28 protein-coding genes are annotated in these 25,140 nt (G+C 51.5%); 1 reads left to right on the top strand and 27 read right to left on the bottom strand.

The features are described 5' to 3' along the window. Positions 1-131 precede the first annotated feature (131 nt). From spo0A to PAECUDRAFT_RS17075, 26 genes are all read right to left on the bottom strand, one after another. Positions 132-947 carry a sporulation transcription factor Spo0A gene (gene spo0A / locus PAECUDRAFT_RS16950; RefSeq protein WP_006039353.1) on the bottom strand — a complete coding sequence of 272 codons (816 nt, stop codon included), beginning with the start codon at positions 945-947 and terminating at the stop codon, positions 132-134. Between the two features lie 263 nt (positions 948-1,210). After that, positions 1,211-2,536: a SpoIVB peptidase gene (gene spoIVB / locus PAECUDRAFT_RS16955; RefSeq protein ID WP_006039354.1), complete on the bottom strand. Its 1,326-nt coding sequence runs from the start codon at positions 2,534-2,536 to the stop codon at positions 1,211-1,213. Between the two features lie 124 nt (positions 2,537-2,660). After that, positions 2,661-4,367 carry a DNA repair protein RecN gene (gene recN / locus PAECUDRAFT_RS16960; RefSeq protein ID WP_006039355.1) on the bottom strand — a complete coding sequence of 569 codons (1,707 nt, stop codon included), beginning with the start codon at positions 4,365-4,367 and terminating at the stop codon, positions 2,661-2,663. Positions 4,368-4,390: 23 nt separating this feature from the next. Continuing rightward, positions 4,391-4,849 carry a transcriptional regulator AhrC/ArgR gene (ahrC, locus tag PAECUDRAFT_RS16965; RefSeq protein ID WP_006039356.1) on the bottom strand — a complete coding sequence of 153 codons (459 nt, stop codon included), beginning with the start codon at positions 4,847-4,849 and terminating at the stop codon, positions 4,391-4,393. Positions 4,850-4,872: 23 nt separating this feature from the next. Next, positions 4,873-5,340: a hypothetical protein gene (locus PAECUDRAFT_RS16970; protein WP_006039357.1), complete on the bottom strand. Its 468-nt coding sequence runs from the start codon at positions 5,338-5,340 to the stop codon at positions 4,873-4,875. A 328-nt stretch (positions 5,341-5,668) separates the two neighbouring features. Beyond that, positions 5,669-6,502, bottom strand: coding sequence for a TlyA family RNA methyltransferase (locus PAECUDRAFT_RS16975; protein WP_006039358.1), 834 nt, complete (start codon positions 6,500-6,502; stop codon positions 5,669-5,671). Between the two features lie 23 nt (positions 6,503-6,525). Then, on the bottom strand, positions 6,526-8,418 hold the full coding sequence (gene dxs / locus PAECUDRAFT_RS16980; RefSeq protein WP_006039359.1) for a 1-deoxy-D-xylulose-5-phosphate synthase: 1,893 nt from the start codon (positions 8,416-8,418) through the stop codon (positions 6,526-6,528). 79 nt (positions 8,419-8,497) lie between these two features. After that, positions 8,498-9,412 carry a polyprenyl synthetase family protein gene (locus tag PAECUDRAFT_RS16985; protein ID WP_006039360.1) on the bottom strand — a complete coding sequence of 305 codons (915 nt, stop codon included), beginning with the start codon at positions 9,410-9,412 and terminating at the stop codon, positions 8,498-8,500. Between the two features lie 2 nt (positions 9,413-9,414). After that, entirely contained in the window at positions 9,415-9,663 is a 249-nt protein-coding gene (xseB, locus tag PAECUDRAFT_RS16990; RefSeq protein ID WP_006039361.1) for an exodeoxyribonuclease VII small subunit, read from the bottom strand. Then, positions 9,650-11,017, bottom strand: a complete 1,368-nt coding sequence (xseA, locus tag PAECUDRAFT_RS16995; RefSeq protein ID WP_040713014.1) for an exodeoxyribonuclease VII large subunit — start codon at positions 11,015-11,017, stop codon at positions 9,650-9,652. The genes xseB and xseA overlap by 14 nt, the downstream gene beginning before the upstream one ends. A gap of 5 nt (positions 11,018-11,022) precedes the next feature. After that, positions 11,023-11,883 (bottom strand): bifunctional methylenetetrahydrofolate dehydrogenase/methenyltetrahydrofolate cyclohydrolase FolD, encoded by an 861-nt coding sequence (gene folD, locus PAECUDRAFT_RS17000; RefSeq protein WP_006039363.1) that lies wholly within the window; start codon positions 11,881-11,883, stop codon positions 11,023-11,025. 20 nt (positions 11,884-11,903) lie between these two features. Next, entirely contained in the window at positions 11,904-12,374 is a 471-nt protein-coding gene (gene nusB / locus PAECUDRAFT_RS17005) for a transcription antitermination factor NusB (protein ID WP_006039364.1), read from the bottom strand. A gap of 162 nt (positions 12,375-12,536) precedes the next feature. Further along, on the bottom strand, positions 12,537-12,776 hold the full coding sequence (locus tag PAECUDRAFT_RS17010) for a DUF2273 domain-containing protein (protein WP_006039365.1): 240 nt from the start codon (positions 12,774-12,776) through the stop codon (positions 12,537-12,539). A 15-nt stretch (positions 12,777-12,791) separates the two neighbouring features. Next, the gene (gene amaP, locus PAECUDRAFT_RS17015; protein WP_040713086.1) at positions 12,792-13,352 is read right to left on the bottom strand and encodes an alkaline shock response membrane anchor protein AmaP; all 561 of its coding nucleotides are present in this window, start codon (positions 13,350-13,352) and stop codon (positions 12,792-12,794) included. Between the two features lie 115 nt (positions 13,353-13,467). Continuing rightward, positions 13,468-13,875: an Asp23/Gls24 family envelope stress response protein gene (locus tag PAECUDRAFT_RS17020; RefSeq protein ID WP_006039367.1), complete on the bottom strand. Its 408-nt coding sequence runs from the start codon at positions 13,873-13,875 to the stop codon at positions 13,468-13,470. Between the two features lie 133 nt (positions 13,876-14,008). Next, positions 14,009-15,382, bottom strand: coding sequence for an acetyl-CoA carboxylase biotin carboxylase subunit (accC, locus tag PAECUDRAFT_RS17025; RefSeq protein WP_006039368.1), 1,374 nt, complete (start codon positions 15,380-15,382; stop codon positions 14,009-14,011). 53 nt (positions 15,383-15,435) lie between these two features. Beyond that, positions 15,436-15,939, bottom strand: a complete 504-nt coding sequence (gene accB / locus PAECUDRAFT_RS17030; RefSeq protein WP_006039369.1) for an acetyl-CoA carboxylase biotin carboxyl carrier protein — start codon at positions 15,937-15,939, stop codon at positions 15,436-15,438. A gap of 258 nt (positions 15,940-16,197) precedes the next feature. Then, on the bottom strand, positions 16,198-16,980 hold the full coding sequence (locus tag PAECUDRAFT_RS17035; protein ID WP_006039370.1) for a SpoIIIAH-like family protein: 783 nt from the start codon (positions 16,978-16,980) through the stop codon (positions 16,198-16,200). Between the two features lie 57 nt (positions 16,981-17,037). Further along, positions 17,038-17,667: a hypothetical protein gene (locus PAECUDRAFT_RS17040; protein WP_006039371.1), complete on the bottom strand. Its 630-nt coding sequence runs from the start codon at positions 17,665-17,667 to the stop codon at positions 17,038-17,040. 25 nt (positions 17,668-17,692) lie between these two features. Next, positions 17,693-18,409 (bottom strand): stage III sporulation protein AF, encoded by a 717-nt coding sequence (spoIIIAF, locus tag PAECUDRAFT_RS24825; RefSeq protein ID WP_006039372.1) that lies wholly within the window; start codon positions 18,407-18,409, stop codon positions 17,693-17,695. 33 nt (positions 18,410-18,442) lie between these two features. After that, the gene (spoIIIAE, locus tag PAECUDRAFT_RS17050; RefSeq protein ID WP_006039373.1) at positions 18,443-19,696 is read right to left on the bottom strand and encodes a stage III sporulation protein AE; all 1,254 of its coding nucleotides are present in this window, start codon (positions 19,694-19,696) and stop codon (positions 18,443-18,445) included. Positions 19,697-19,700: 4 nt separating this feature from the next. Further along, a complete protein-coding gene (gene spoIIIAD, locus PAECUDRAFT_RS17055) occupies positions 19,701-20,096 on the bottom strand; it encodes a stage III sporulation protein AD (protein WP_040713090.1) in 396 nt (131 codons plus the stop codon). A gap of 24 nt (positions 20,097-20,120) precedes the next feature. Next, positions 20,121-20,324, bottom strand: a complete 204-nt coding sequence (spoIIIAC, locus tag PAECUDRAFT_RS17060) for a stage III sporulation protein AC (protein WP_006039375.1) — start codon at positions 20,322-20,324, stop codon at positions 20,121-20,123. A gap of 15 nt (positions 20,325-20,339) precedes the next feature. Continuing rightward, entirely contained in the window at positions 20,340-20,861 is a 522-nt protein-coding gene (spoIIIAB, locus tag PAECUDRAFT_RS17065; RefSeq protein WP_006039376.1) for a stage III sporulation protein SpoIIIAB, read from the bottom strand. Then, the gene (gene spoIIIAA, locus PAECUDRAFT_RS17070) at positions 20,851-21,924 is read right to left on the bottom strand and encodes a stage III sporulation protein AA (RefSeq protein ID WP_006039377.1); all 1,074 of its coding nucleotides are present in this window, start codon (positions 21,922-21,924) and stop codon (positions 20,851-20,853) included. Before spoIIIAA ends, spoIIIAB begins: the two co-directional genes overlap by 11 nt. Before the next feature lie 134 nt (positions 21,925-22,058). Further along, positions 22,059-22,325: a YqhV family protein gene (locus PAECUDRAFT_RS17075; RefSeq protein WP_006039378.1), complete on the bottom strand. Its 267-nt coding sequence runs from the start codon at positions 22,323-22,325 to the stop codon at positions 22,059-22,061. Positions 22,326-22,449: 124 nt separating this feature from the next. Between PAECUDRAFT_RS17075 and PAECUDRAFT_RS17080 the strand changes: the two genes are divergently transcribed. Further along, positions 22,450-23,160, top strand: coding sequence for a 2-phosphosulfolactate phosphatase (locus tag PAECUDRAFT_RS17080; protein WP_006039379.1), 711 nt, complete (start codon positions 22,450-22,452; stop codon positions 23,158-23,160). Positions 23,161-23,260: 100 nt separating this feature from the next. Here the strand turns inward: PAECUDRAFT_RS17080 and PAECUDRAFT_RS17085 are convergent, their stop codons facing one another. After that, positions 23,261-25,063: a glycoside hydrolase family 13 protein gene (locus PAECUDRAFT_RS17085; RefSeq protein ID WP_006039380.1), complete on the bottom strand. Its 1,803-nt coding sequence runs from the start codon at positions 25,061-25,063 to the stop codon at positions 23,261-23,263. Positions 25,064-25,140: the final 77 nt, after the last annotated feature.

The raw sequence follows: 25,140 nt of genomic DNA on the forward strand, positions 1-25,140 counted from the left end.
TATTTTCATTTGTACGCTTCGAAATGATTACAAAAGCCTCTCTAACCATGACGGCTAGAAAGGCTCCCGATAATCAGCTGAAATCGCTGGACATTCTCCTATTTAAAGAACGGGCGAATCGCATGTTTATTTTAGCTTACTTTGTGCTCAATCCGGAGCTTATCCGCAACCATCGCGATGAACTCGGAGTTCGTAGGTTTCGACTTGCTAATGTTGATCGTGTAGCCAAACAAATGGCTGATGCTGTCGATGTTGCCGCGTGTCCAGGCAACTTCAATGGCATGACGAATCGCACGCTCGACACGTGACGGCGTTGTTTTGAATTTTTCTGCAATCGCTGGATAGAGCGTCTTCGTAATCGCTCCCAGAATTTCGATATTGTTATACACCATCGTAATGGCTTCGCGCAAATATTGATATCCTTTGATGTGGGCAGGAACGCCGATCTCATGAATAATGCTCGTGATGTTCGCATCCAGATTTTTGCCTTTTGCGATCGGAACCACGTTCGATTTTGTTGAAATGGCGGAGCTGCTTGTATAAGTCGATTGCGAAACAACATTCGTATTCACAACGAGCTGGCGAACACGGTTTGCCAAAATCTCCATGTCAAATGGCTTTAGAATGTAATAGGAAGCACCGAGCTGAACCGCTTTTTGTGTAATATTCTCTTGACCAAAAGCAGTCAGCATAATAATTTTGGGCGCTGGATTCAGATTCATTTCTCTAAGCCGCTCCAGCACGCCCAGTCCATCCAAATGAGGCATAATGATATCAAGGATCAACACATCAGGCACTTTTCGAGCATCTTCTAACAGCTGAATAACTTCCTCACCGTTGTATGCCACTCCGGTAACGACCATATCACTTTGTTCGGAAATATATTCCGAAAGTAAGTTCGTAAATTCCCGGTTATCGTCTGCCAGCAATACTTCAATTTTAGTCAAAGTATGATCCTCCCTTTATCCTTCAAAATGGCCTATTCTAAGTTCGTCTGCCCTTCTCGTCTAACCTAAGTTTTCGACAAGCCTACTTAAATTCCTTCTGTCGAAAATTATTTTTCTTTATTTTTTGTGGGGACTGCTTTATAATAAAAAATTTATTACATATACGCTGAAGTTTCGCTTCTATTCGACAAAAATCCGCTCGATCTCGCGACATTTTTCAACCTCGGCTGAAACAACTACAAATTAAAAAAATCTCAAGGCAATTAAGCCGCCTCGAGATTTTTGTTCGCTGATTTGAGAAGTACGCCTGCGTCCTGCAGCATCCACTCAATAAAACAACCGTAGCCACTCGACGGGTCATTCACAAATACATGTGTAACAGCGCCAACTAGCTTGCCGTTTTGTAAAATTGGGCTGCCAGACATCCCTTGTACAATGCCCCCCGTTCGTTCAAGCAGGCGCTTATCTGTAATTCGAATCACCATGCCTTTGGTCGCTGGAACGGATTGTTTCGTTACATGAACAATTTCAATATCAAAACGTTCAACCTTCTGCCCATCGATAACCGTCCAGATTTCTGCCGGGCCTTCCTTTACCTCTTCAGCAAAAGCAACGGGCACCTTCCGGTTATCGTAGCCATGCTCAGGTTGATCCGTCATACCGCCAAAAATTCCGAATGGCGTATTCCGTTTAATATTGCCTAGAATTCTACTCTGTTTCACAAACTGCGCACGTTTTTCTCCAGGCTCACCATGCTGGCTCTTATTAATCGATGTCACATGGGATTGAAGAATCTGACCATCTCCAACTTCAATTGGCAGTTGCGTATCCATGTCAGTAATGACATGCCCAAGTGCCCCATAAACGCCCTGATCCGGTGCGTAAAAAGTTAACGTGCCTACGCCAGCCGCTGAATCGCGAATATACAATCCTAGGCGCCACGATTTATCCTCGACATCATAGGAAGGTAATAACTGCCTCTCAACAAGCTTGCCCGATCGTTTGATCGTAAGCTTCAGATGGCGTTTGGTAATGCCTGCTTGTTCCACGACACTTGCAAGCTTATGGACATCATTAATGGCAGTACCGTCAACCATCGTAATAAGATCGCCTACATGCACATCAGCCACTTCACCTGGCGATGTTTTCTTGCCGTTATCCTCGTTCACAAGATGGTGACCAACGACCATGATGCCTGCCGATTTCACTTTCACTCCAATCGTCTGTCCGCCCGGAATAACATGCAGATCCGGTACGACATTGACCTTTACCGTCTTGAATGGAATGGTACCGAATAATTTCAGCGACATTTCCGTACTTCCAGCTTTCGTTGATTGCAAAGAAAGCGGTTTGTTCAGATCAACTGACATCGAACGGGAAGAAGAACCATTCACTTGCAGCATTGCGGGATCAACCGTGATTTTTGCATGAACGGGTACACCGTAATCCAGTCGCTTGAGTTGGCCGGAGAACAAACGGAGTTCATCAGGAAATGCAGCCAAATGCTGAAACGGAGTAGACGACCCGATCAAGCAAACGAAGAAAACGAGGACAAGTCCGAACCATCGCTTCCGTTGGATGGAGTTCAATGTATTCACGCTCCCTGCTGTTCCATCGCTTGTCGTGATGAAGGCTAATCGCCAATGGCGTACCTATAAGGTAACCCCGCCCCGTTTCTTTTATGTCCCGCAAAACCTTCCCTCTCTGGGTTCTTTACGCGCCTTTGCGCTGATGCGCCAAGTCAAGCATTTCTTGTGCATGATGACGAGTCTTTTCCGTTACTTCCACGCCGCCGAGCATACGCGCAAGCTCTTCGATACGACCGATAAGAGTAAGCTCCGTTACGGACGTGCGCGTACGATTTTCGATGACCGACTTTCTAATTTCATAATGATGATCTGCCATACAAGCAACTTGCGGCAAGTGCGTAATCGAAAACACTTGGCAGCCGTTCGACAGCAATGACAGCTTCTCTGCGATGGATTGTGCAGCTCGTCCGCTCACGCCCGTATCGACCTCGTCGAAAATAAGGACAGGAATTTGATCAATTGCCGCAAAGATGCTTTTCAATGCCAGCATAACACGAGACATTTCGCCCCCTGAAGCAATCTTAGCAAGCGGCTTTAACGGCTCTCCCGGGTTCGGAGCCAGCAGGAACACGGCCTCATCCATGCCATGAGGGCCAAGCTTCACTTCTGCTTGGTCATCCTTATAAGTTTGTTCAAGCGCGACACGGAACATCGTCCCGCCCATTTGCAGCTGCTGGAGCTCAGATTCGATTGCGGTAGATAACCGACCTGCCGCATGCGCTCGGAGTGAAGACAGCTCATGCGCTAATGTTACCGCATTAGAATATAGCCGCTGCTCTTCTTCACGCAGCTGCTGCAAACGCTCATCGCGGTTTTCGAGCCATTCGCATTCGGTCTTGATTTTATTGTAGTAAGTCAATATGTCAGCTGTTGTTTCACCGTATTTGCGCTTGAGATGATGGATCATGTTCAATCGATCGTCTATCCACGCAAGCCGTTCGGGGTCGGCTTCGATGCTATCGCGGTAATCCCGAAGCGAATATCCCGCATCCTCCGCTTGATAAAAAGCCGATTGAAGCTGCTCCAATAACGGACCAATGGCCGATTTATCAAACGAACAAATATCCTCCAGCTTCGACACCGCTTTGCCGATTGCATCAAGGCCTTGCTGACCATACAGGAGCTCATAAGCTTCTGCAGCGTTATCCCTTAGCCGCTCAGCATAAGTTAGCTTGCGTTTCTCTTCCGCTAACGATTCATCTTCTCCCACTTGAAGCTGTGCAGAGGAGATTTCCTCGAGCTGGAATCGATACAGATCAAGCATTTGCATTTGCTTGCGCGACGTTTCTTCGAGCTCACGCAGGGCGGACCTTGCCGACTCATATTGTCTATACAATGAGCTGTACGTCCGTTTGCGGTCCCCTAACGGTTCGCCTGCATAAGCATCGAGCCACTCCAAATGCTTCTCCGTTCGAAATAAAGATTGATGCTCGTGCTGTCCGTGAATATTGACAAGGCATTCGCCTGCTTCGCGCAGTATCGATAAATTGACGGTTTGTCCATTGATTCGGCTGACAGATTTACCTTGTGCGTTCAGCTCACGCCGAATGACAAGAAGCTCCTCGGGGGATGCTGACAGACCATTCCGATTCAATACGTCCCAAACCGGATGAGTAGCCGCCATATCGAAAACCGCTTCAATCTCGCTTCGATCACAGCCGTGACGGACGAGCTCAGCATGTCCGCGTCCTCCTACGACAAGGCTAAGCGCATCGATCAAAATGGACTTGCCCGCTCCTGTTTCTCCTGTCAGAACATGAAATCCATTATGGAAAGATACCGTAACCTCTTCAATGACAGCCAAATTCCGAATCGACAATTCGCGAAGCACGAGCGTCTACCTCCTTTGAGTAATTACATGGCTTCTAATAAGCTGAGCAGTCGTTCGGTAACCTCTCCGCTCTGCTCACGCGTACGGCATATGATGAGTATCGTATCATCGCCGCATATCGTTCCCATTACTTCGGACCACTCCATATTGTCAATGAGCGCTCCCAATGTATTCGCGGTACCTGGCGAGCATTTCATGACGACCAGATTATCCGTGAAGTCTATATGAATGAAATGATCAATTAAAGATCGTTTAAGCTTGTGTATAGGGTTGCTCTGACGGGCATCGCCAGGCAACGAATATTTGTACCGCCCGTCTCCCGTCGGAACCTTGATCAATTGCAGTTCCTTCATATCACGCGAGACCGTCGCTTGCGTTACCTGCAGACCAGCAGTACGTAACGCCTCCACCAGTTCATCTTGCGTTTCAATAACTTCTTTCGTTACAATTTCCCTAATTCTAAAATGACGTAACCCTTTCATTCCTTATATCCTCCTGCTGTCATTTATCGTTCCGAAACACCAAGTTCGAACGTAATTTCATGCACGGTTCGTTCAACCGCATCTACATATAGAACACCGCTGCTCTCAGGTAGCATGAGGGCGTAAGCAATCAATCGATCTCTCATCCCGCTGCCTGTCCAATCCATTGGCTGGCGATCTCGCGCGCATTTTACGACATACACGTTCCCATCACGCTCGGCGACGTAATCAATATAAAGTCGAGATTGAAGCCGACTGCCGTTCCAACCGATTGTTATGGGTACGCGATGCTTGCCTGATGTGACTGTATAGCCATTCGATTCAAGCAAATGTACGCTCGGTTCATCCGCAGACCACTCGCCGCCCTTACCTAGCCTTAATCGTTTCATCCCCGGCGGGGCATGAAGCCAATTGTATAAAGCCCGATAAATCCAAATAAGCAGCAAAGCGCCAGTGAGGAGCATCACAAACCAATCGACAGATTGTCCCAATGGTATCCCTCGCCTCCATCTCGAATCGCGTCAGATCGATATTGAAACATGACCCTCCAAGGAATCATCTCCCAATCCGTTGCGATTGTATCAATTCGAGACGAGAAACGCTGAATCCTCCTGAATATATCACAAGATGAGTCCAGACATGTAGAAGCCTTATTAAACGAAGCGATGAATGATGTGACAGCCGACCCAAAAAAGCGAACGCTTGTTTGGTAACCCTAGTGTAACAAATGAACAATGGCCTGTAAAGGCGAACACGCACAAAAAAAAGCATTTTCCATTCGTATCAAAACCGAATGAAAAATGCTCGCATTTGTAATGCTTACCCTTTGCCTGATCGGAACGTATGGCCAGCTTCCGAGACCAAGGCCGCAATCGCAGCAGCGTCAAGCGTCTTCTGCTCTCCAGGCGAAGCTTCCCAAACCCAGTGCGCTAAAAACTCGATGTTTCCTTCACCGCCAGTAATCGGCGAGAAGGTTACGTCCTCGAGTCGATAGCCCATATCAGCAGCGAAGCCAAGTACATTTTGCAATACTTCGATATGAACCGATGGCTCCCGCACAACGCCGGATTTGCCAACCTTCTCGCGACCTGCCTCGAACTGCGGCTTGATCAGAGCGACCACATCTCCGCCTTTGCTTATTAATCCGCTTAGAGCAGGCAAAATAAGCTTTAAAGATATAAACGAGACATCGATGGATGCAAATGTCGGTACGGGACCTTCCAGATCGCCAGGCTGCATATGGCGGAAGTTCGTTCTTTCCATAACACGCACACGCTCATCGTTGCGCAGCGAATAATCAAGCTGATTATAGCCAACGTCAATGGCATAAACGAGCGAAGCGCCGTTTTGCAGCGCACAGTCAGTAAATCCGCCAGTAGACGCGCCGATATCCAGCATTATGCGACCATCCATCGCTATGTTAAACTGTCGAAGCGCCTTCTCCAGCTTTAAGCCGCCCCGGCTCACATAAGGATGTGGAGCGCCTTTTACTGTAATGGTAGCTGCCCGAGGCACCTTCATGCCGCTCTTCTCCATACGATCGCCGTCCACTAGCACGAGGCCAGCCATTACTGCCGCCTTCGCCTTCTCCCGGCTTTCGTAGAAGCCTTGCTCAACGAGCAGTACGTCTATACGTTCCTTTGGTATCGTCATGTTTCTCCTTCAGGCGAATCGGCTTATTGACCGGTAGCGATTCGCTTTTGTCGCGGCATTAAGGATTTCACTTCAGAAGCTACTCGCTCCGCTGTCAATCCCGTTTCTGCACGCTGTTCTTTAACCGAGCCATGCTCAATGAACAAATCTGGGACGCCAATGATACGTACGTTGACGCCATAAATCTGTTGAAGCGAATAGAACTCCATCACTGCGCTTCCGAGTCCGCCCAGCTCTGCGCCCTCTTCGAGAACGATCAATTGCATGCCCTCTTCCGCAAGCGAGCGAAGCATGTTTTCATCTAATGGCTTAATAAATCGAGCATTAATAATTCTCGGATTCATACCTTCGCGCTTCAAAAGCTCCGCCGCTTCTTCAGCAACTCCAAGCATTGGTCCGATCGAAATAATGGCAACTTGTTCACCCGTGCGGACGACATCCCACGTACCGATCGGTATTGGGGTCATCTCCGCATCGATCGGAACGCCTAATCCATTCGTTCGAGGATAGCGCACTGCGATTGGGCCATCGTTATAATCAATCGCTGTTTTCATCATCCTGCGCAGCTCATTCTCATCCTTCGGCATCATCAGCACGAGATTCGGAATGTGGCGCAAGAAAGGAATATCATACACGCCGTGATGGGTTTCGCCATCAGCGCCGACGAAGCCGGCTCGGTCAATGGCAAACACAACGTTAAGGTTTTGGCGGCAAATATCATGGACGACTTGGTCGTACGCACGCTGCAAGAAAGTCGAATACACTGCAAATACAGGCTTCATCCCTTCCATTGCAAGCGCAGCAGACATCGTAGCCGCATGCTGCTCCGCGATCCCTACGTCAATCATCCGATCGGGATAACGCGCCGCAAATTTCATTAATCCGGAGCCTCCCGGCATCGCCGGCGTTACCGCAACAATGCGCTTATCCTGCTCAGCAAGCTCCATCAACGCCTCGGAGAACACCTCGGTGTACATTGGCGGCCCTGCCGCTTTGACCACTTGCCCTGACTCCATTTTATACGGGGTAATGCCGTGCCATTTGTGCGAATCCGCTTCCGCCGGCAAATATCCTTTGCCTTTGATCGTCACAACATGGACAAGCACTGGCCCTTCGACCTGCGATGCCTGCTTCATAATCTCGATAAGCCCTTGCATATCGTGTCCATCGACAGGGCCAAAGTAGGTGAGCCCGAATTGTTCGAATAAAATGCCGCTTACGAGCAAATATTTGAGACTGTCCTTGAATCGTTCCGCCGTCTTCGCAAGTTTACCGCCGATTGCAGGGATCTTGTTCAGAAGGCTCTGCAGCTCATCCTTCGCTTTCTGGTAGTGGCGGTCCGTGCGAATTTTGCCCAAATAATGATGCAAAGCACCGACATTCGGCGCGATCGACATCTCATTGTCATTAAGAATAACCATAAGGTTTTTCTTCTCATGGCCAATATGATTGAGCGCTTCAAGCGCCATGCCACCGGTCAAGGCGCCATCGCCGATAATAGCAACAACTTTGTTTTTCTCGCCTTTCAAATCACGCGCGAGCGCCATGCCCATCGCAGCAGACAACGACGTGCTGCTGTGACCGGCCTCCCAAACATCATGCTCGCTCTCTGCGCGCTTGATGAAGCCGCATAGCCCTTTATATTGGCGCAGCGTGTCAAACCGATCACGTCTGCCTGTCAAAATTTTATGCACATAGGATTGGTGTCCCACGTCAAATATAAATTTGTCCTCAGGACTATTGAACAGATAATGGAGCGCGAGCGTCAACTCTACTACGCCAAGGTTCGGCGCAAGATGACCTCCCGTTGTCGAAAGCTTCTCGATTAGAAATTGGCGGATCTCGCCAGCCAATCGTTCAAGCTCTGACACTGATAACTGCTTCAAGTCTTCAGGACCGTTAATGTTTTCGAGCATCACGGTACTTTCCTCGCTTTCGCTACAAACCGATAGTATTGTCGAATCATCGTTGATAAGGCATTTTCACCATTATAGATCAATGGTCTCGCTTCATCAAATAATCGGCAATGCCGAACAATCGGGATGGCCCCTCAAGTCCAGCCCGGTCAAGCGCACGCTTTGCATCTGACGTGAGACGTTCCACTTCTGCGCGGCTTTCATTCAGCCCGATTAAGAACGGATAAGTGACCTTCTGCTGTTCGACGTCGCTATTTGTTTTCTTGCCCAGCTTGGCTTCATCGCCGACCAAATCCAGAATATCGTCTTGAATCTGGAATGCCAACCCGATCGCAGTACCGAATTTCGTAATTTGCTCTAGCTGCTCCTCTGTTGCTCCGCCGATCATAGCGCCTGCCCGCAGCGAGAATACGATTAAATCGCTCGTTTTGTGCAAATGGATATAACGCAGCTGGTCAATTGAAGTTACGCCTTGCTCGCCGAGCATATCAGCGGCCTGGCCTCCGACCATGCCGGATGCTCCCGCCATCACCGACAACTCCTCGACGATTTTAAGCGAAACTTCTGCGGAAACGCCGTGCTGGCGCGTAGACTGCACGATCGCATGGAATGCATGCGTCAGCAGCGCATCGCCGGCCAAGATTGCCATCGCGTCTCCAAAAACTTTGTGGTTCGTCAACTTGCCACGCCGATAGTCGTCGTTGTCCATCGCTGGTAAATCATCATGGATTAAAGAGTACGTATGTATCATCTCGATGGCACACGCTACAGGCATTGCAGCCGCTGCTGCACGCGAATCGCATTTGACCGCCTCTGCTGCTGCAAGAACCAGAGCAGGACGCAGACGCTTGCCGCCCGCTTGAAGAGAATACATCATCGACTCCTTCAGCAGTGCTGGAACATCCCATGATGTTGGCAAAATGGTTTGAAGGGCAGATTCGACATCAGATGCCGTCTGGCTAATATATTGTTGGATCGTTAACGAATCGTTCAACCTTATTCCCCTCTATCCTCGTTTACTGGAGCAAAGGGCTTTCGCTCAACGCCTTGCTCCGTTTCGATGAGCAGCTCGATTTTACGCTCGACCAGCTCAAGCTTGCTCCCGCAAAGTTGAGAAAGCTTCATGCCTTCCTGAAAAAGCTCGATTGCCGTTTCAAGCGGGACATCGCCATTCTCCAAACGCGACACGATTGTTTCAAGCTTATCCATTGCTTCCTCAAATGAAACCTGATCATTCGTTTCCATCTTGCTCATCTCCTCTCATCGACCATACATGGCAGTCAAGCTGACCGTCCTTGAGCTTAATTCGAACAAGATCGCCTGGTTGAACCTCATTAACCGATCGAATCAGCTTTTGCTCCTGCTCATCGTAAACGAGGCTGTAACCGCGCGACATGACTTTAAGCGGGCTTAAAGCATCCAATTGCCGAATCGTCCCTGACAATCTTATTTTATGCTGTTTTAATTGAGAGGCTAATGCCGTCTCCATTCGCGTGCGCAATGCCTGCTGCTTCTCGGCAGCTAATTGAACCGCCTGGCCTGGATGATTCGCGAATAGCGATTGACTTAAACGCATTAAGCGATTCCGCCCTCGCTCCACGCGACGCTGTGTCAAAAGCGCCAGCCGTTCTTCCAATCGATCCAAACGCTGTGCTTGATCCAGCAAATATCGGCGGGGGTGAACAAAAAACGGCGAACGCTTCACGCGTTCGAGCCGCTCGCGACGCGTCCGGACCGCAAGCTGTGCCGACTGGAGAAGCCTATGCTTCAGACGATCTAGCTCGCGCTTTAGTTCTTCTATATGCGGTACCGCGAGCTCGGCAGCTGCTGTAGGTGTCGCGGCTCTTAGATCAGCTACAAAATCAGCTATAGTAAAATCCGTTTCATGGCCTACTGCCGAAATAACCGGAATCGTTGAACTCGCGATTGCACGAGCGACTGCTTCCTCATTGAACGCCCATAGCTCCTCTAAAGAGCCACCGCCGCGCCCAACAATTAATACGTCGGTTTCAGCCATTCGGTTCATAAATTGAATCGCTTGTACAATCGACTGCGCTGCACCGGTTCCTTGAACGAGAACAGGGCAGACAATAATCGGAACAGACGGATGGCGCCGCTGCAGCGTAATGATAACGTCACGCACAGCTGCGCCAGTAGGTGAAGTAATAACGCCTATTGCTCTTGGGAACGTCGGAAGCTGGCGCTTACGAGAATGATCGAACAGCCCTTCTTCTTCCAGCTTCTTCTTCAGCTGCTCATATGCCAAATATAAGCTGCCGATCCCATCCGGCTGCATAGCCGTCACATAATATTGATAATTCCCATCACGCTCGTACACCGAAATATTGCCTCTAGCGATAACCTTCGTCCCTTCCTTCGGAATGAACGGAAGGGAGCGGTTATGCGAAGCAAACATAATACATTTTAATCGGCTGTCTCGATCCTTCAGCGTGAAATACATATGGCCGCTGGAGTGATGGGTAAAGTTCGAAATCTCGCCACGAAGCCATACATCGCCCAGAAGCTGATCTGCTTCCAGCTTCATCTTAATGTATCGATTCAATTCCTTAATGGAATAGATGCGCGGGGCGTTGGACATTGCGGTCACACGCTAAGTCCGTGTGCCTTCTTGGCTGCTTTGAGCGTGTTCTGCATAAGCATCGTAATCGTCATCGGACCGACTCCGCCCGGCACTGGCGTAATAGCGCCTGCTGTCTCCAAGCAATCTTCGTAATGAACATCGCCGACAAGCTTGCCATCTGGCAGGCGGTTAATGCCTACGTCAATTACGACTGCGCCTGGTTTAATATAAGAACGATCGATCGCATTCGGTTTGCCGATTGCTGCTACGACGATATCCGCTTGGGATGCGATCTCCTTCAAGTTTGCAGTACGGGAATGGCAAATCGAAACCGTCGCGTTCTCGCGAAGAAGCAGCATCGCAACCGGTTTGCCGACGATATTGCTGCGGCCGATAATAACGGCATGCTTGCCTGAAATTTCCGTACCCGAGCGCTTGATTAACTCGATAACGCCAGCTGGCGTACATGGCAGCAGGCTGTCATCGCCGATGACCAAGTTGCCTACGCTCTCAGGATGGAAGCCGTCGACATCTTTATCTACGCGAATCGCATCGATAACCGCTTTTTCATTGATGTGCTTCGGCAGTGGAAGCTGTACAAGAATACCGTTAATCGACGCTTGGTTGTTCAGCTTGTCGATAAGCGCCAATAGCTGCTGTTCTGTCGTATCAGCGCCTAGACGATGAACCTCCGAATAGAAACCAAGCTGCTGGCATGCCTTTTCTTTGCTGCCCACATATACTTTCGAAGCAGGGTCTTCTCCAACAAGCACGACTGCAAGCCCAGGCACAATGCCTTGCTGCTGCAGCTTCGCTGCTTCAACCTTTACTTCCTCGCGGATCGTATCCGAAATCAGCTTTCCGTTGATCACTTGTGCTCCCATGTCCGTATCGCTCCTTTATTCTATTCGTCAACCCGTGGTTGGGCATCTGCATTGGACTCTTTAAGCGTACTGATCAGCTTGCCTAATACGCCATTTACAAACTTGCCGGATTCATCCGTGCCAAAATGCTTCGCAAGCTCAATCGCTTCATTGATAGCCGCTTTAGGCGGAACATCATCGCGAAACAGGATTTCATAGGCTGCAAGGCGAAGAATTTGCCGATCTACCCGCGACAGCCTGTCCACTTGCCAGCCCGTCAAATATTGCTGCAGCATTTGGTCAATTGCTGTTTTCCGTTCAATCACGCCAAAAACAAGCCCGCGTGTGAAAGCATTAACCTTCGCCGCTTCTGCAGGATGCGCGCCGATCTCGTTGTCCTGCTGACGAGCTTCCTCCATCAGCATGTCCACCGCTTCTTCGGCCGTTACTTCGTTCATTTCCATCTGGTACAAGCTCTGTACTGCAATTTCCCGTGCTAGTCTCCGTTTCATGGGGCCTCCCTAACCTTCCGTCATAAACAAGAAAAACGTCTGCCGACGTTCTTTCTTTGTGCGAACGATCCTACCTATAAACATAAAAAAACTATGATCTCCTCCCTGCTCCAAAGCAGCGGCGCATCGGCCGGCTTCCGGAGTACGGAGGAGACCACAGGATTACCGGAACGGGCGTTGACGGCCAATCCATCGTTCTATCCACTCTGCTGCACGACTGAACGACAGCAGCGATCCTTCACCCGTTTCCAAACGTTTGCCTATCGCATATCCGACACAAATTAAAAAGGCGAATACGAGCATGTCCCAAAAACCGACGATCAAATAAATAAGCCCTAGGACGAAACCTGCGACGGCACCGGCAATTCTTCCCGGATACGCGCTGAGCCATTGCTTCCACATCAGGTCAGCCCACCTCTATTCCACGCGGCTTTTGAATGCAGGCGCTTGTACCACATTCGCGACGAATACCGATACTCCAGCAACGGGAATACCTGTAATTTCCTCAACATGCCCTTTGACAGAGCGTTGGATTTCTTCCGTTAACGCTGGTATCGAAGTATCGCCTTCAACTACCGTGCGAATGACGATATCGAGCCCTGCGTCCGTGACGCGAATGCGTGCACGCAAGTCCTTTAGCCCGCGATGACGCGACGCTGCCTTAAGCGCGAGATTTTCAACCGTTTCCATGGAAATGCGAACATCTCCAAATTCGTTGCGCTGATCGATCGACGGCGTCGAACCGTTGCTGCGCTTAACTGAAACATAGAACAGGCGAAGGCTAATTAAGAACAAAACAACGCCGACTGTCGTCGCCGTAATTTGAACCCATTGTTCATCGCCGTACAGATTCCGAATGCTGTCGACAACCGTGTCCTCCGGAATCCATCGCACGCCAACACAAAACAGGCCAATCGATGCGGCGCCGATTGCAATGCTGTATAGGAATAGCAATAGCTTGTCCACTACTCTGACCAACGTATAGGCCTCCTCCGGCATGACGGAATGAAAACCCCCTAGCGCAGAGCGGCATGCCCGATCACGAGGGGGTTTTGAACGATCTTGCCTATCCGCGCACGCGCGGTTCGAACAACTATTTCACCCGCTGGAATATGTCTTCTTCGTCTGTTTTATCAGCTACCTTAAAGTGAACGTCGTGAATGTGTACATTCACTTCGACAACATGCAAGCCCGTCATTGTTTCAATCGACCGCTTAACGTTGCGTTGAATCTCGGATGCAATGTCTGGAATGCGGTTGCCGAACTCTACAATGATCGATACATCAACAGCTGCTTCTCGTTGGCCAACCTCTACCTTAACGCCTTTGGAAAGATTTTTCCGTCCGAGCAGCTCAGCAATTCCGCCTGCAAAGCCGCCGCTCATGCCGGCTACGCCTTGAACTTCAACCGTCGCCAATCCGGCGATGACCTCAATGACTTCAGGCGCGATCTGAATACTGCCAATGTCCGTCCGCTCATAATCCGTTGCAATCGTACTCATGATTCATCTGCACCTCCCTAAAAGTCGAGCGCATCTCCGAGCTTCTGAGCCGGAGGCTTATCCGCTTCTAATCTCTATACTATAACATCAGGCCAGTTTTATGACAAACCTTGGCCAATTCATTATCCGCGTCTTAAACCTCTTTGGCCGCAGCTTCCGGATGGTTCACGTCATACTCTTCTAGGAACTTGATGTCGAAGTCGCCGCTTATAAATTTAGGATGGCTGAGCAGCTTCAGATGGAAAGGAATCGTTGTCCGAATGCCCTCGATATCGAATTCGAGAAGCGCCCGCTTCATACGATTAATCGCTTCCTCGCGCGTTGCGCCCCATACGATCAGCTTAGCAATCATGGAATCATAATGCGGCGAGATCGTATAGCCAGGATACGCAGCCGAATCGACGCGAACGCCCAGGCCGCCTGGCGGCAAATAAAACTGTATTTGGCCAGGAGACGGCATAAAGTTGCGATCAGGATCCTCAGCGTTAATCCGGCATTCGATGGCCCAGCCGTTCACACGGATATCCTCTTGTCCGAAGGAAAGCGGATTCCCCTCTGCAACCGAAATCATCTCGCGAATCAAATCTACGCCGGTAATGAGCTCCGTAACCGGATGCTCAACCTGAATCCGCGTGTTCATCTCCATGAAGTAGAAGTTGCCATCTGGACCGAGCAAAAACTCGAGCGTACCCGCGCCGGAATATTCAACCGCAAGCGCTGCGCGAACAGCCGCTTGTCCCATTTTCTCGCGAATCACAGGATCAAGCACCGGGCATGGCGCTTCTTCTACCAGCTTCTGGCGGCGGCGCTGAACCGAGCAGTCGCGTTCGAACAAATGAACGGCATTGCCATGCTTGTCCGCCATAATTTGAATCTCGACGTGCTTCATGCCTGTCAAGTATTTCTCTAGATAAACGCCCGCATTGCCAAATGCCTTTTGCGCTTCCTGCTGTGCGGTCGTAATTTGCGAAATGAGCGATTCTTCGTTGTCTGCGATCCGGATGCCTTTACCGCCGCCGCCCGCTGTTGCTTTAATAATGACCGGATAGCCAATCTCGCGTGCGATGCGGATGGCATCATCCATGTCTTCGATAAGCCCGTCTGAGCCTGGAATGACAGGAACATTCGCGTCCTTCATTGTTTGTTTTGCAACGGCCTTGTCCCCCATCTTGCTAATTGCAGTTGGCGAAGGACCGATAAACGTAACATTGCAGGATTCGCAAATTTCGGCGAAGTCTGCATTTTCTGCCAAGAAGCCGTAGCCAGGGTGAATGGCATCACAGCCCGTCAATGTTGCTACGCTCATAATATTCGTCAGGTTCAAATAACTGTCCTTGGACGGTGTCGGCCCGATGCAATACGCCTCGTCCGCAAGTCGAACATGCAGGGAATCGCGATCTGCCTCGGAATAAACAGCGACTGTCGAGATACCTTGCTCGCGGCAGGCGCGAATAATTCGAACAGCGATCTCGCCACGATTGGCGATTAATATTTTATGAAATTTCAATTGGAAACCCCTTTCAGCAGCAATATGGAAAATGAGCCGTCAAAAGGACTCTCTTACTCCGGCTTAACGAGGAACAGCGGTTGTCCGAATTCCACCAGTTGTCCGTTCTCAACAAGCACTTCTACGATTTCTCCGCGAACTTCCGCTTCGATCTCGTTCATCAGCTTCATCGCTTCCAAGATACAAACGACCGTTTTATCCGTAACGCGCGCGCCCTTCTGAACGAAAGCAGCCGCATCTGGAGATGGCGACGAGTAGAACGTGCCCACCATCGGGGAAACGATTTTGTGCAGAGAAGCATCGATTGCCGGAGCTGCTGGCGCTTCCGCTTGTGCCGGAGCAGCGGCTGCCGGTGCTTGTACTGAAGCCGGTGCAGCAACTGGAGCTGCAGCATATACTGGCGCGATTGGCGCAGCGGAGGTTTGTACGTTTACGATTTCGGTTTTGCCTGGTTTGCGGATCAAAAGGCGAGTGCCTTCGTTCTCGATTTCCACCTCATGGACAGAGGTTTGGTCGACTAATTTAATCAGTTCTTTTATCTCGTTCAGTTTGAACATCCGAATGATTCACTCCTTCATCATGTAACGAAGCTTGTCCGCTTCGTAGTCGCGGCATACCAGCCCGCGCAGGGGAAGAATACCAATTGTTACCCATAACGTAAGTATTATAGCATAAACAATTCCGAACAAACATAGTTTTTATACGCCCTATAGCTTCAGGCACCTAATCGCCCCCCAGCACAAAGAGCCCGCCAGATCGGGTTTTCCCGGCCTGACGAGCTCTAGCGGCTATGCTATTACTTAGCCTATCAACGCTTAACTTACGTATTGAACGGTAACGCGGTCAGGCGTAACATCCAGCGACTTCGTTACCATGTCCACGATTTCGGCTGCCTTGCTGCGCTCCAGGTTCTCGCTTTGCACAACAACCTTGTAGCGGTCTTGCTGCGTGTCGACGACAGCCATCGGATAGAGCTGGCTCAATTCCTCTTCCAGCGCCGTAATTTTATCCATTTTTTCCTCGAGCAGATCCAGCTTCGTCGTTGCTTCCTTCGCATCATCGCCGCTTGCATCCTTCGTATTGCTAATGACATTCATCAGTTGGTCTTGTTCCTTCTGGAACGTTTCTTGCTGTTTGTACTTCACCTCGTTAAAAATGCTGTTCACCGATGCCGTTACGCCTTGCGTCTCCAATTGATCGAGCACTTGCTTGTCTTGATCGCTTACCTCATCGACCGCTGCCGCCGTCTCTTTGCCATCTTCACTTGCGGCAGCTTTATCGCCGTCGCCAGCAGCTTTATCGCCCTTATCGCTTGCGTCCGTTCCCGTTGGATCAGTCGCGCCTGTCGCTTCCGCTTCCGAGCTGCCGCTTACTTCCGCTTGATCGCCTTCGACTTCGTTCACGACGATTGCGTCATCTTTGCCGCCCGCTGTCGCTTCGGTTATATTTTGCCCGGCTGTCTTATCTGTCTGCGCATTCTCTGATACGAGGTTGTTGGACGGCGAATTCAGATCCTCCGTGAACAAATAATACGCCGACAAGATGACCATCAAGCTGAGCATCGATACGAGCCAAATCGTTTGTCTTTTCGTGTTCATTGTTGAACACCCTCCTCTTCCTACTCTTAAAATGGTTGTATGAAACGTCCGCCTTGGCTATTGCTGCTTACGCGGAGCGATGGAGATACGGTTAATCGGAACATTAATGCCTTTCTCGACAGCATCAAGAATGAGCCGCTTGACTACAGGGTTTTCCGAGCCTTTGGCGACGATCAGAATGCCGCTGATGCGCGGTTTGATTTTTTTGGTAATGATCGGCGTCTGATCGCCCGATACTTCGTACAGCACGACTTTTCCGTTCTCGGTCATCGTCGTCAGATGTCGTTTGCCGCCGTTTCGGTCGGACTCGTCGTTCACCTGCTGCGACTTGTTAGTTTCCTGTGCGTAAATGACCTCCTCGGTCGAATCGACCGTAACGAGAACATCAACCGTGCCGACGCCAACGATTTTCTCCAATATATCTTTCAACCGGCTCTCGATCGGCTGCTCGATCATCGTAAATGGCGAGTCGCTTCCGTGATTCGCCAATGCCGGTACATCCCCTGGAGGCGGATCAGTCGATTGCGCGGTAGGCGCGACCCGGTTGAACGTCACATAGGAGTTCACGAGCATCAATACGGCGCCGAGCCCTCCGATTAGCAACAGCCAGCGTAAAGTGCGAACGCGCTTAGGTCCGCCCGCTCCGCCGCCGATTGCCGATTCCAGGCCGTCGAGCCATTTGGCCACCGATAATCCCCCTTCCAGGTCATCCTTAACGATTCATGCGAACTTCGATTTGACTCGGAGACACGCCCCAGCCTTGACGCAGCACATCCGAAACCGCGGCTCGCCATTCCGGCTTGACCGGATCCTGCTCCACTTCCGATTGCTGCTTGCCTGCATCAGTCGTAGCTCCAATGCTTTCCATGTCCGTGCTGACTGCGATGTCAACAGGCTGAACCGGTTTAACCTCGTCGCCAGACCGTTTCTCTTCGCTATCCGGCTGCGGCGCTTCTGTTCTCTCTTCCGCAGCTTGCGGCGTCGACGAGAGCGTTACGATCACTTGCTCGATGCCATCTTCGCCGCTGGCGAGCTTTACGTTTGCAAGCGTGCCTTCAATCCCAAGCTTCTTGTCGATCTGCTTGCTCATTGCCGCGGCTAGCTGCCGTTCAGCGAGCGCTGCCGCTTGTCGCTGCCGATCCGTTTGCAACTGCTCGGCGTCCTTCGTAATTTGCTGCAGCGTAGGCATCTCGACGGAGCGGCTGGCGCTTGCCCGCTCCCAAGCTGTCATGCCGTCCTCGACCCGCTGGTTGAAATCGCCCTGGAACAACCGAATGAGCGGCGACAAGATCGTAATCAGAACGATCAACCCTACGACTAATCGGGCATAACGCTGCATGGCTTTGTTCGGAAGCAGCAGATCGACGATCGCAGCAAGCAGAATGACGGTAATAATGTCTTTGAGCCAGCCGCTTAGCCATTCCAGCATAGGAGCCCCTCCGCAACAAAATTGTTCAGTTCCTCATCGCATCATAATGGCCGCATTCCCTGCTGTTAAGATGACGGTCACAGCCAAGAAGAACATTAAGGCAACAGCCGCCAGCGCAGCGAATACATAGATCATCGTCTTGCCGATCGTCTGCAAGCAGGTGACGATCGGACTTTCGCCGAGCGGCTGCATGACAGCTGCCGTAACGTTGTAGATGAGGGCAAGCGTCAAAATTTTGAGCGCAGGGAATGCACAGAGAAAGAGAAGAATGACCACCCCTGCAATGCCAACGGCATTTTTCACGAGCAATGAAGCCGAGATTACCGTATCCGATGCGTCGGAAAACATTTTGCCAACGACGGGAACGAAATTGCCTGCGACGAATTTGGCCGTACGAAGTGTGACCCCGTCTGCCATGGCGCCGGTTGCGCCCTGCACCGATATGACGCCAAGAAAGAGGCTGACCAATACGCCGAGCGTGCCGATGCCGATGTTCCGGAGCAGGTTGGCAAGCTGCGTGACCTTGAACTTATCGGTGATGGCGCTGGCGATATGAAGCACCGCAGAGAAGAACAAAAGCGGAAAAACGACCGTGTAGATAAGCGTGCCTACTGCATGGATCATGAAGACGATCACGGGATGAAGCACCGACACGGTAGCGATGCTGCCGACAGACGCGAGCAGCGTAAGCAGCAGCGGCACCATGGCCATCATGAACTGAATCATGCCGCCAATCGCGTCCTTCGCGAATCCGATCGCGACGTTAAAGCTGTTGACTGCGATGACGATCAATACCATATACGAGATGGCATAGGCGACTTTGCTGACCGCGTTGCGCTCGAATGCATTTTGCAGCGTCTCCAGAATGGAGCTGAACACGGACAGCAGCACGATGGTGACAAGCAGCTTGCCGTTATAAAGCACTTCGTGCATCATAAACCGGAGCAGCCCGGTTACGACTGTCGACAGCTTCAATCCTTCGCCGCCGGGCATGATCATCTCTGCGAAGCTGGGTAGATCATGATCGGGGAAATAGCCGCCATATTCGCTCACCAGCGCGCCCCAATATTTTTCAATCGGATCGGTATCCAGCCCGTTCGCCTGCTCGCCGGCCAACTGATCGGATAATCCGTTATCAGCTGGCTGCGCGCTCGTTGCATTAGGCTCAGCAGCAGCCGCATGGCCGGGAGAGGCCGCGCCTAGAAGGATGAATAGGCTGATGAAGAGAAGGGCCAACCATCGCTTCAGCTCCATGGCGGAGTCGTTCGTCGTTAGCTGCAGCTTCATCTCTTCACCCTCCAGGCGGCATTAGGCCGAGCACCGTCTCGACAATGACATGAATGATCGGCACCGCCATGACGAGGATCAAGACTTTGCCCGCGAACTCAATCTTAGAGGCAATCCCTTCTTGTCCAGCGTCCCTGACGATCTGGGCGCCGAACTCGGCGATGTAGGCGATGCCAATAATTTTGAGTATCGTCTTCAAATAGATGGACGGAATGCCTGTCTGTTCTGCAAGCTGCTCCAACATCGAGATGACAGCATCGATCCGGCCGATGACATACAAGAAGATGAACAGTCCCGTAAAAGCGGCGAGCAGGAATGCGAACATCGGCTTTTGTTCGCGGACGACAAGGATGAGTACCGTTGCGATTAGTCCGAGACCGACAATTTGAATGATTTCCAACATGCTCACCTTCCTGCCTGGCACCTACTGGAACAAAAAGATCGTCTTGATTTCCTGGAACAGCTCGTTAAGCAGCCGCACCACCATAAAGAGGACGACGACAAAGCCAATGACTGTAACCCAATGCGCCATATCTTCCTTGCCCATCTGCTTCAAGACCGTATGAATCATTGCGATGATGATGCCGATGCCGGCGATTTGAAATATGGCGCTCACATCGATATTCATGTGTGCAGCACCCCACTAAACCATCAATATAACGACAAGTATTGCCAACAGGACGCCAAGGCTTCGGCTCATCTTCTCGTACTTCGCTTGCTCATCTCTCGCCGCGTCTTCCTCTGCCTTCAGCTGAACAGCCGCCAACCGCAGGTGCTTGAGCTGGTCATCCTTATCGCTAATGCCCAACGTTGATCCTAACCGAATCGCGACCGTCAGCTCAGCTGACCGCATCGCGGTCGACGGCCATTGGGAACGGATAGCTGCTTCCCAGCATTCGTTGAAGGTTCGGCCGTCGCTTTGCTGCAGCTGTGCAGTCACGGCCTCCATTAACCTCGCGGTGGGCTGCTGGACATTCGCTGCAATTCGCGTTATGGCTTCCGGCAATGGCGTTCGACCGTACACAATCTCGGTTTCCAGCCGCTGCAGCGCGCCAGCGAGCTGCCGAATATGCTTCGGTCGGTCTGCATACCTAGCGGCTTGCAGAAAGCCAATCAGCGTCCCAGCGAACAAGATAAGCGCGGCCCCGATCATCTTAACAAGCATCGGTGCGCTCCTGTGGCGGATGCCTCGTCGGCTCTCGCGGCGCTGCTGGCGAATGCCCTGCTGAGCGGGAACCGGTCCCTGCCGATCCAAACGCAGCATCTTTTACTGCCATCGAGGCGTTCGCCTCGATAACCCGAACCGACAATCCCGTTTCCGCCCGGCGAAGCACGATACCTTTGGCAAAAGCCCCTTCCTCCAGCAGCCTCCGAATTGCCGGACGCGCAGCCGCCTCTTGCCAGTCGCCTGCATGCGCGGTAGCGATGACGGAAACGCCTGCCCGTACGGCTTCACGGATCGCCTCTACGTCTTCCTCCCTGCCGATCTCGTCCACGATCAATACTTCAGGCGACATCGAGCGGATCATCATCATCATGCCTTCTGCTTTGGGACAAGCATCCATCACATCGGTTCTAGGCCCGACATCGAAAGTCGGCACGCCTCTTACGCTAGCTGCAATCTCGGACCGCTCATCCACAATGCCGACCTTGCGGCCAGGCCAGCCAGCAGCAGCAGTCGACCGCCATCTGCCGTAACTGATCGATCTCGCGAGATCGCGGATAAAGGTCGTCTTTCCTTGCCTTGGCGCCCCGACAACAAGCGTCGAAGCAATCGAACGCCTTGTCCGGTCAAGCAGCAAGGGCAAGGTGCTGTCAGCAGCTCCGGCAACGTCTCGCGCGATCCTTACGTTGAAGCCCCCGATATCCCTGATGCTGCGCACTTTCCCATCCTCGAGCACCGTCCGTCCTGCAAGCCCGATACGATGTCCGCCTTCAACGGTGATGTAGCCTCTGCGCAGCTCTTCTTCCATCGCATAGATCGAATGGTTCGTCATTTTCTCCAGCAATCGCCGGCAAAGCTCAGCTGTTGGCTGGTACGCGCCCGCCGGCTCCGTACGAAGCGAACCATCAGGCATCACGAAGGCCGAGCCTCCGCCTGTCCAAACTTCAAGCGGACGGTTTTCCCGAATTCGAATTTCCTCTAAGCTGGCTTGAGCGGAAGCCGACAGGCGGGAGAGCGCCCCGGTCAGTTCAGCCGGCAGCAAATGCTTTACGCGTTCCAGCATAGGGCCACGCCTCCTACAGATGTTTGTCCTTATCTCTCGTTGATTCCAGTTTATGTGCAGGCTCCGATAATATGACCGATTAGAAGAGCAGATTCGAGATTTTTATAGAATGGCTTTAGCGGAATAGTAGATTGCTATTTTTTGATAATGCCAATCATTAAGCACGCAACCCCCGCTATGATCCATAGCATCTTGCTGTATGAAATTTTATCCGACATCCCTACCAGGCCGATCGTTGTCGTCGAGATCAGAATAAGAGGGCCGACAAGTGCTAGCGACGAGTTGACGACAAGCGCCTTATCAATTTCGTTCAGCCGCAGCATAAGCAGCGCAGCGCAAATCTCGATCGAGCCGGAAAGCATTCGAAGCATCGACATGCTCAGGACGATTTTATTCAGCATTGTTTTATCCCCCCTTCCTCCTCTATAAAGCCTATGCGCGCCTGTCCGATTTTAGGCCGGGGACACCAGCCCATCATATGCTGCATATATTGCTTTCATGACCATGGAAAGGCGGATTCAACTCATGCAGGTAGGGGTCATTGCAAGTGTGAACGAGGCTCGTGCAGACCGATTCACGCACCGGACAGCCATCGTAATCGATGTCCTTCGGGCGACGAGCACGATGGTCGCAGCGCTCGAGGCGGGCGTAACAGGCATCGTGCCGGCAGAAACGGTAATGGAAGCGAGGGCACTCGTGCGTCCGGGAGACTTGCTGGGAGGCGAGCGATTCTGTCGTAAAATCGCAGGCTTCGACCTGAGCAACTCGCCTTCCGAATATCGCAAGGATACGGTCGGCGGCAAGCGCATTGTCCTCACGACAACCAACGGCACTCGCGCCATCTTAAAAGCGCTTCGTGCCGAAAATATTTTAACTGGCGCACTCGTGAATGCGACGGCATGTGCGCGTACCGCTTTGGAGCTGCGTCGAGACGTCGTACTCCTCTGTGCAGGCAGCCATGAAGAATTTGCGCTTGAGGACGGCTTATGCGCAGGCATGCTGCTCGATCGAATGGAGTCGCTTTGCACGCAATCGGTGGAGACTGATGATTTTGGCAGCGCTATGCTCGCCCTGTATCGGAACCGCGCCCATTCGCTAGCGGAAACCATCAGCAACAGCGCTACCGGACGACGCCTAACCAAAATGGGGCTAGCTCGGGATATCGAATATTGCGCAGGGACGGATGTTAGCGACGTCGTGCCGCGCTTAAGCGGCGACTCGCTGACGCGCGCGTAGGTCGTATTGGCCATAGCAAATCTGTCTTTCCTCACAAAAAAAGCTGGCCATTCGCGCGGAATGGCCAGCTTTCTTCTGAATTGTTTCTCATTGCATGAGATTAAGATTGAATAAGTACGGTACAGCCGAATGGCTTGACGATTGGCTGTTGCGCTCCCCACTCTCCGGCTGCTGTAGCCGTGTAGCGTTCGCCGCTGATGCCATCAACAACCGCGCTGCCGCCCACCGCCGTACCTTCTAGGTTCAACTGAGGCACGTTAATAGGGTTAAACCCGTTATTGATGACGACGAATGCCGTTTCCTCCGCCGTGCGTCGAATGAACCCGAAAGCGTTGTTCGCTTCATCCACAAACCAAATCCGCATGCTTCCGCTAGTAAGCGAGGCGTGTTTCTTGCGCAGTGCGATCATCGTTCGATAGGTATCGAATATCGCGCGATCCTGCGCCTGCTCCTCCCATACCATCGGCTTTCTGCAATCGGGATCATTGTCGCCATGCATGCCAACCTCATCGCCGTAATACACGACAGGCATGCCGGGCATCGTCATTTGCAGGCATATCGCAAGCTGCATGCGCGACGCTGCCGTCTCTCGCTTATTCCAGCCCCTGCCGCCATTGCGGCAAGCGGTCAAAAACCGTTCCGTATCATGACTGCCCAGCAGCTGCATCATTGCAGCGAACGCTTGCTCCGTATAACGGGCTTGCAAGCTAACAAGCAGCTCTGTGAACGTCTCGGCGCCTATCGTCTGGCGGGCAAAGAAGTCTAGTGCAGCTTCGCGGAACAAATAATTCATGACGCCGTCGAACTGATCGCCATGGAGCCAAGGCGCCGCATCATGCATAAACTCCCCGACAAGCAGCAACTGGTCGTCAATTCCTTTAATTCGCTCGCGCAGCAGCCTCCAAAATCTCCGATCCACCTCGTTAGCGACGTCCAGCCGCCAGCCGTCTATCCCGGTCTCGCGAATCCAGTATTCCGCTACATCGAGGAAATAGTCTGCGACAGCGGGACAAGCCGTATTAAGCTTCGGCATCGTCGTCTCTGCGTTGCCGAACGTCTCATAGTTTGGAGCAGGCTCCTTCACGATTGGCGTGGAATCGATAAAATACCAATCGCGATATTTGGAGCTATCGCCGTTCTCTACGACATCCTGAAAAGCGAAAAACGCATCGCCGCTATGATTGAACACGGCATCAAGCACTACCCGTATGCCTCGCTCATGCGCTTGCTTCACAAACTGCTTAAACGTTTCCATGCTGCCAAAGGAAGGGTCAATCTCATAATAATTCGACGTATTGTATTTATGATTCGATGGCGAACGGAAAATCGGATTCAAATACATGGCGTTAATGCCGAGCTCGACCAAATGGTCAAGCTTATCGATTATCCCTTGCAGATCGCCGCCATATAACGAAAGTGGCGTCGGCGGCACCTCGCTGTTCCACGGCTCGGCTTCCGCCGGGCTGATCGAGGGATCGCCATTGTGAAACCGATCGGGGAAAATTTGATAGAAGACCGCTTGCGGCGCCCAATCCGGAACGGCATGCACTTCATTGCGGCAAATATAAGGAAACTGAAAGCTGCCAGCCAGCTCGCGCTGCGCGGACACGCATCGTTCTCCTACCCAATAGGACTCGCCAGCGTGCGTACGGACAAGAAACAAATAACGGACTTTGCGCTTCAGCGCAGGCAGCACAGCCTCATAATAATCGCTATAGCGGTCATTTCCGATTTTCTCCATCAAAATCGGCTGCTCGGACCCCGGCGAATCATACCGGTCGGCATACAGCGCTTCGCAGGACGCGGCGCTCCCTCTCTTTACTTTCAATCTTACTTTCAGTCGGTACTCGTCCAACGGGTAGGCATAAGGCGGTTCGCTCACATGATGAATGGAACTCGGCATTTCTATTTCGCACTCCTTTTCTTTTTGTAGTAGAATAGATGTAATTGTGTGGATTTTTCATTTTAGGAAACCGGTTT

Source organism: Paenibacillus curdlanolyticus YK9 (assembly GCF_000179615.1).
Lineage (GTDB): Bacteria > Bacillota > Bacilli > Paenibacillales > Paenibacillaceae > Paenibacillus_T > Paenibacillus_T curdlanolyticus.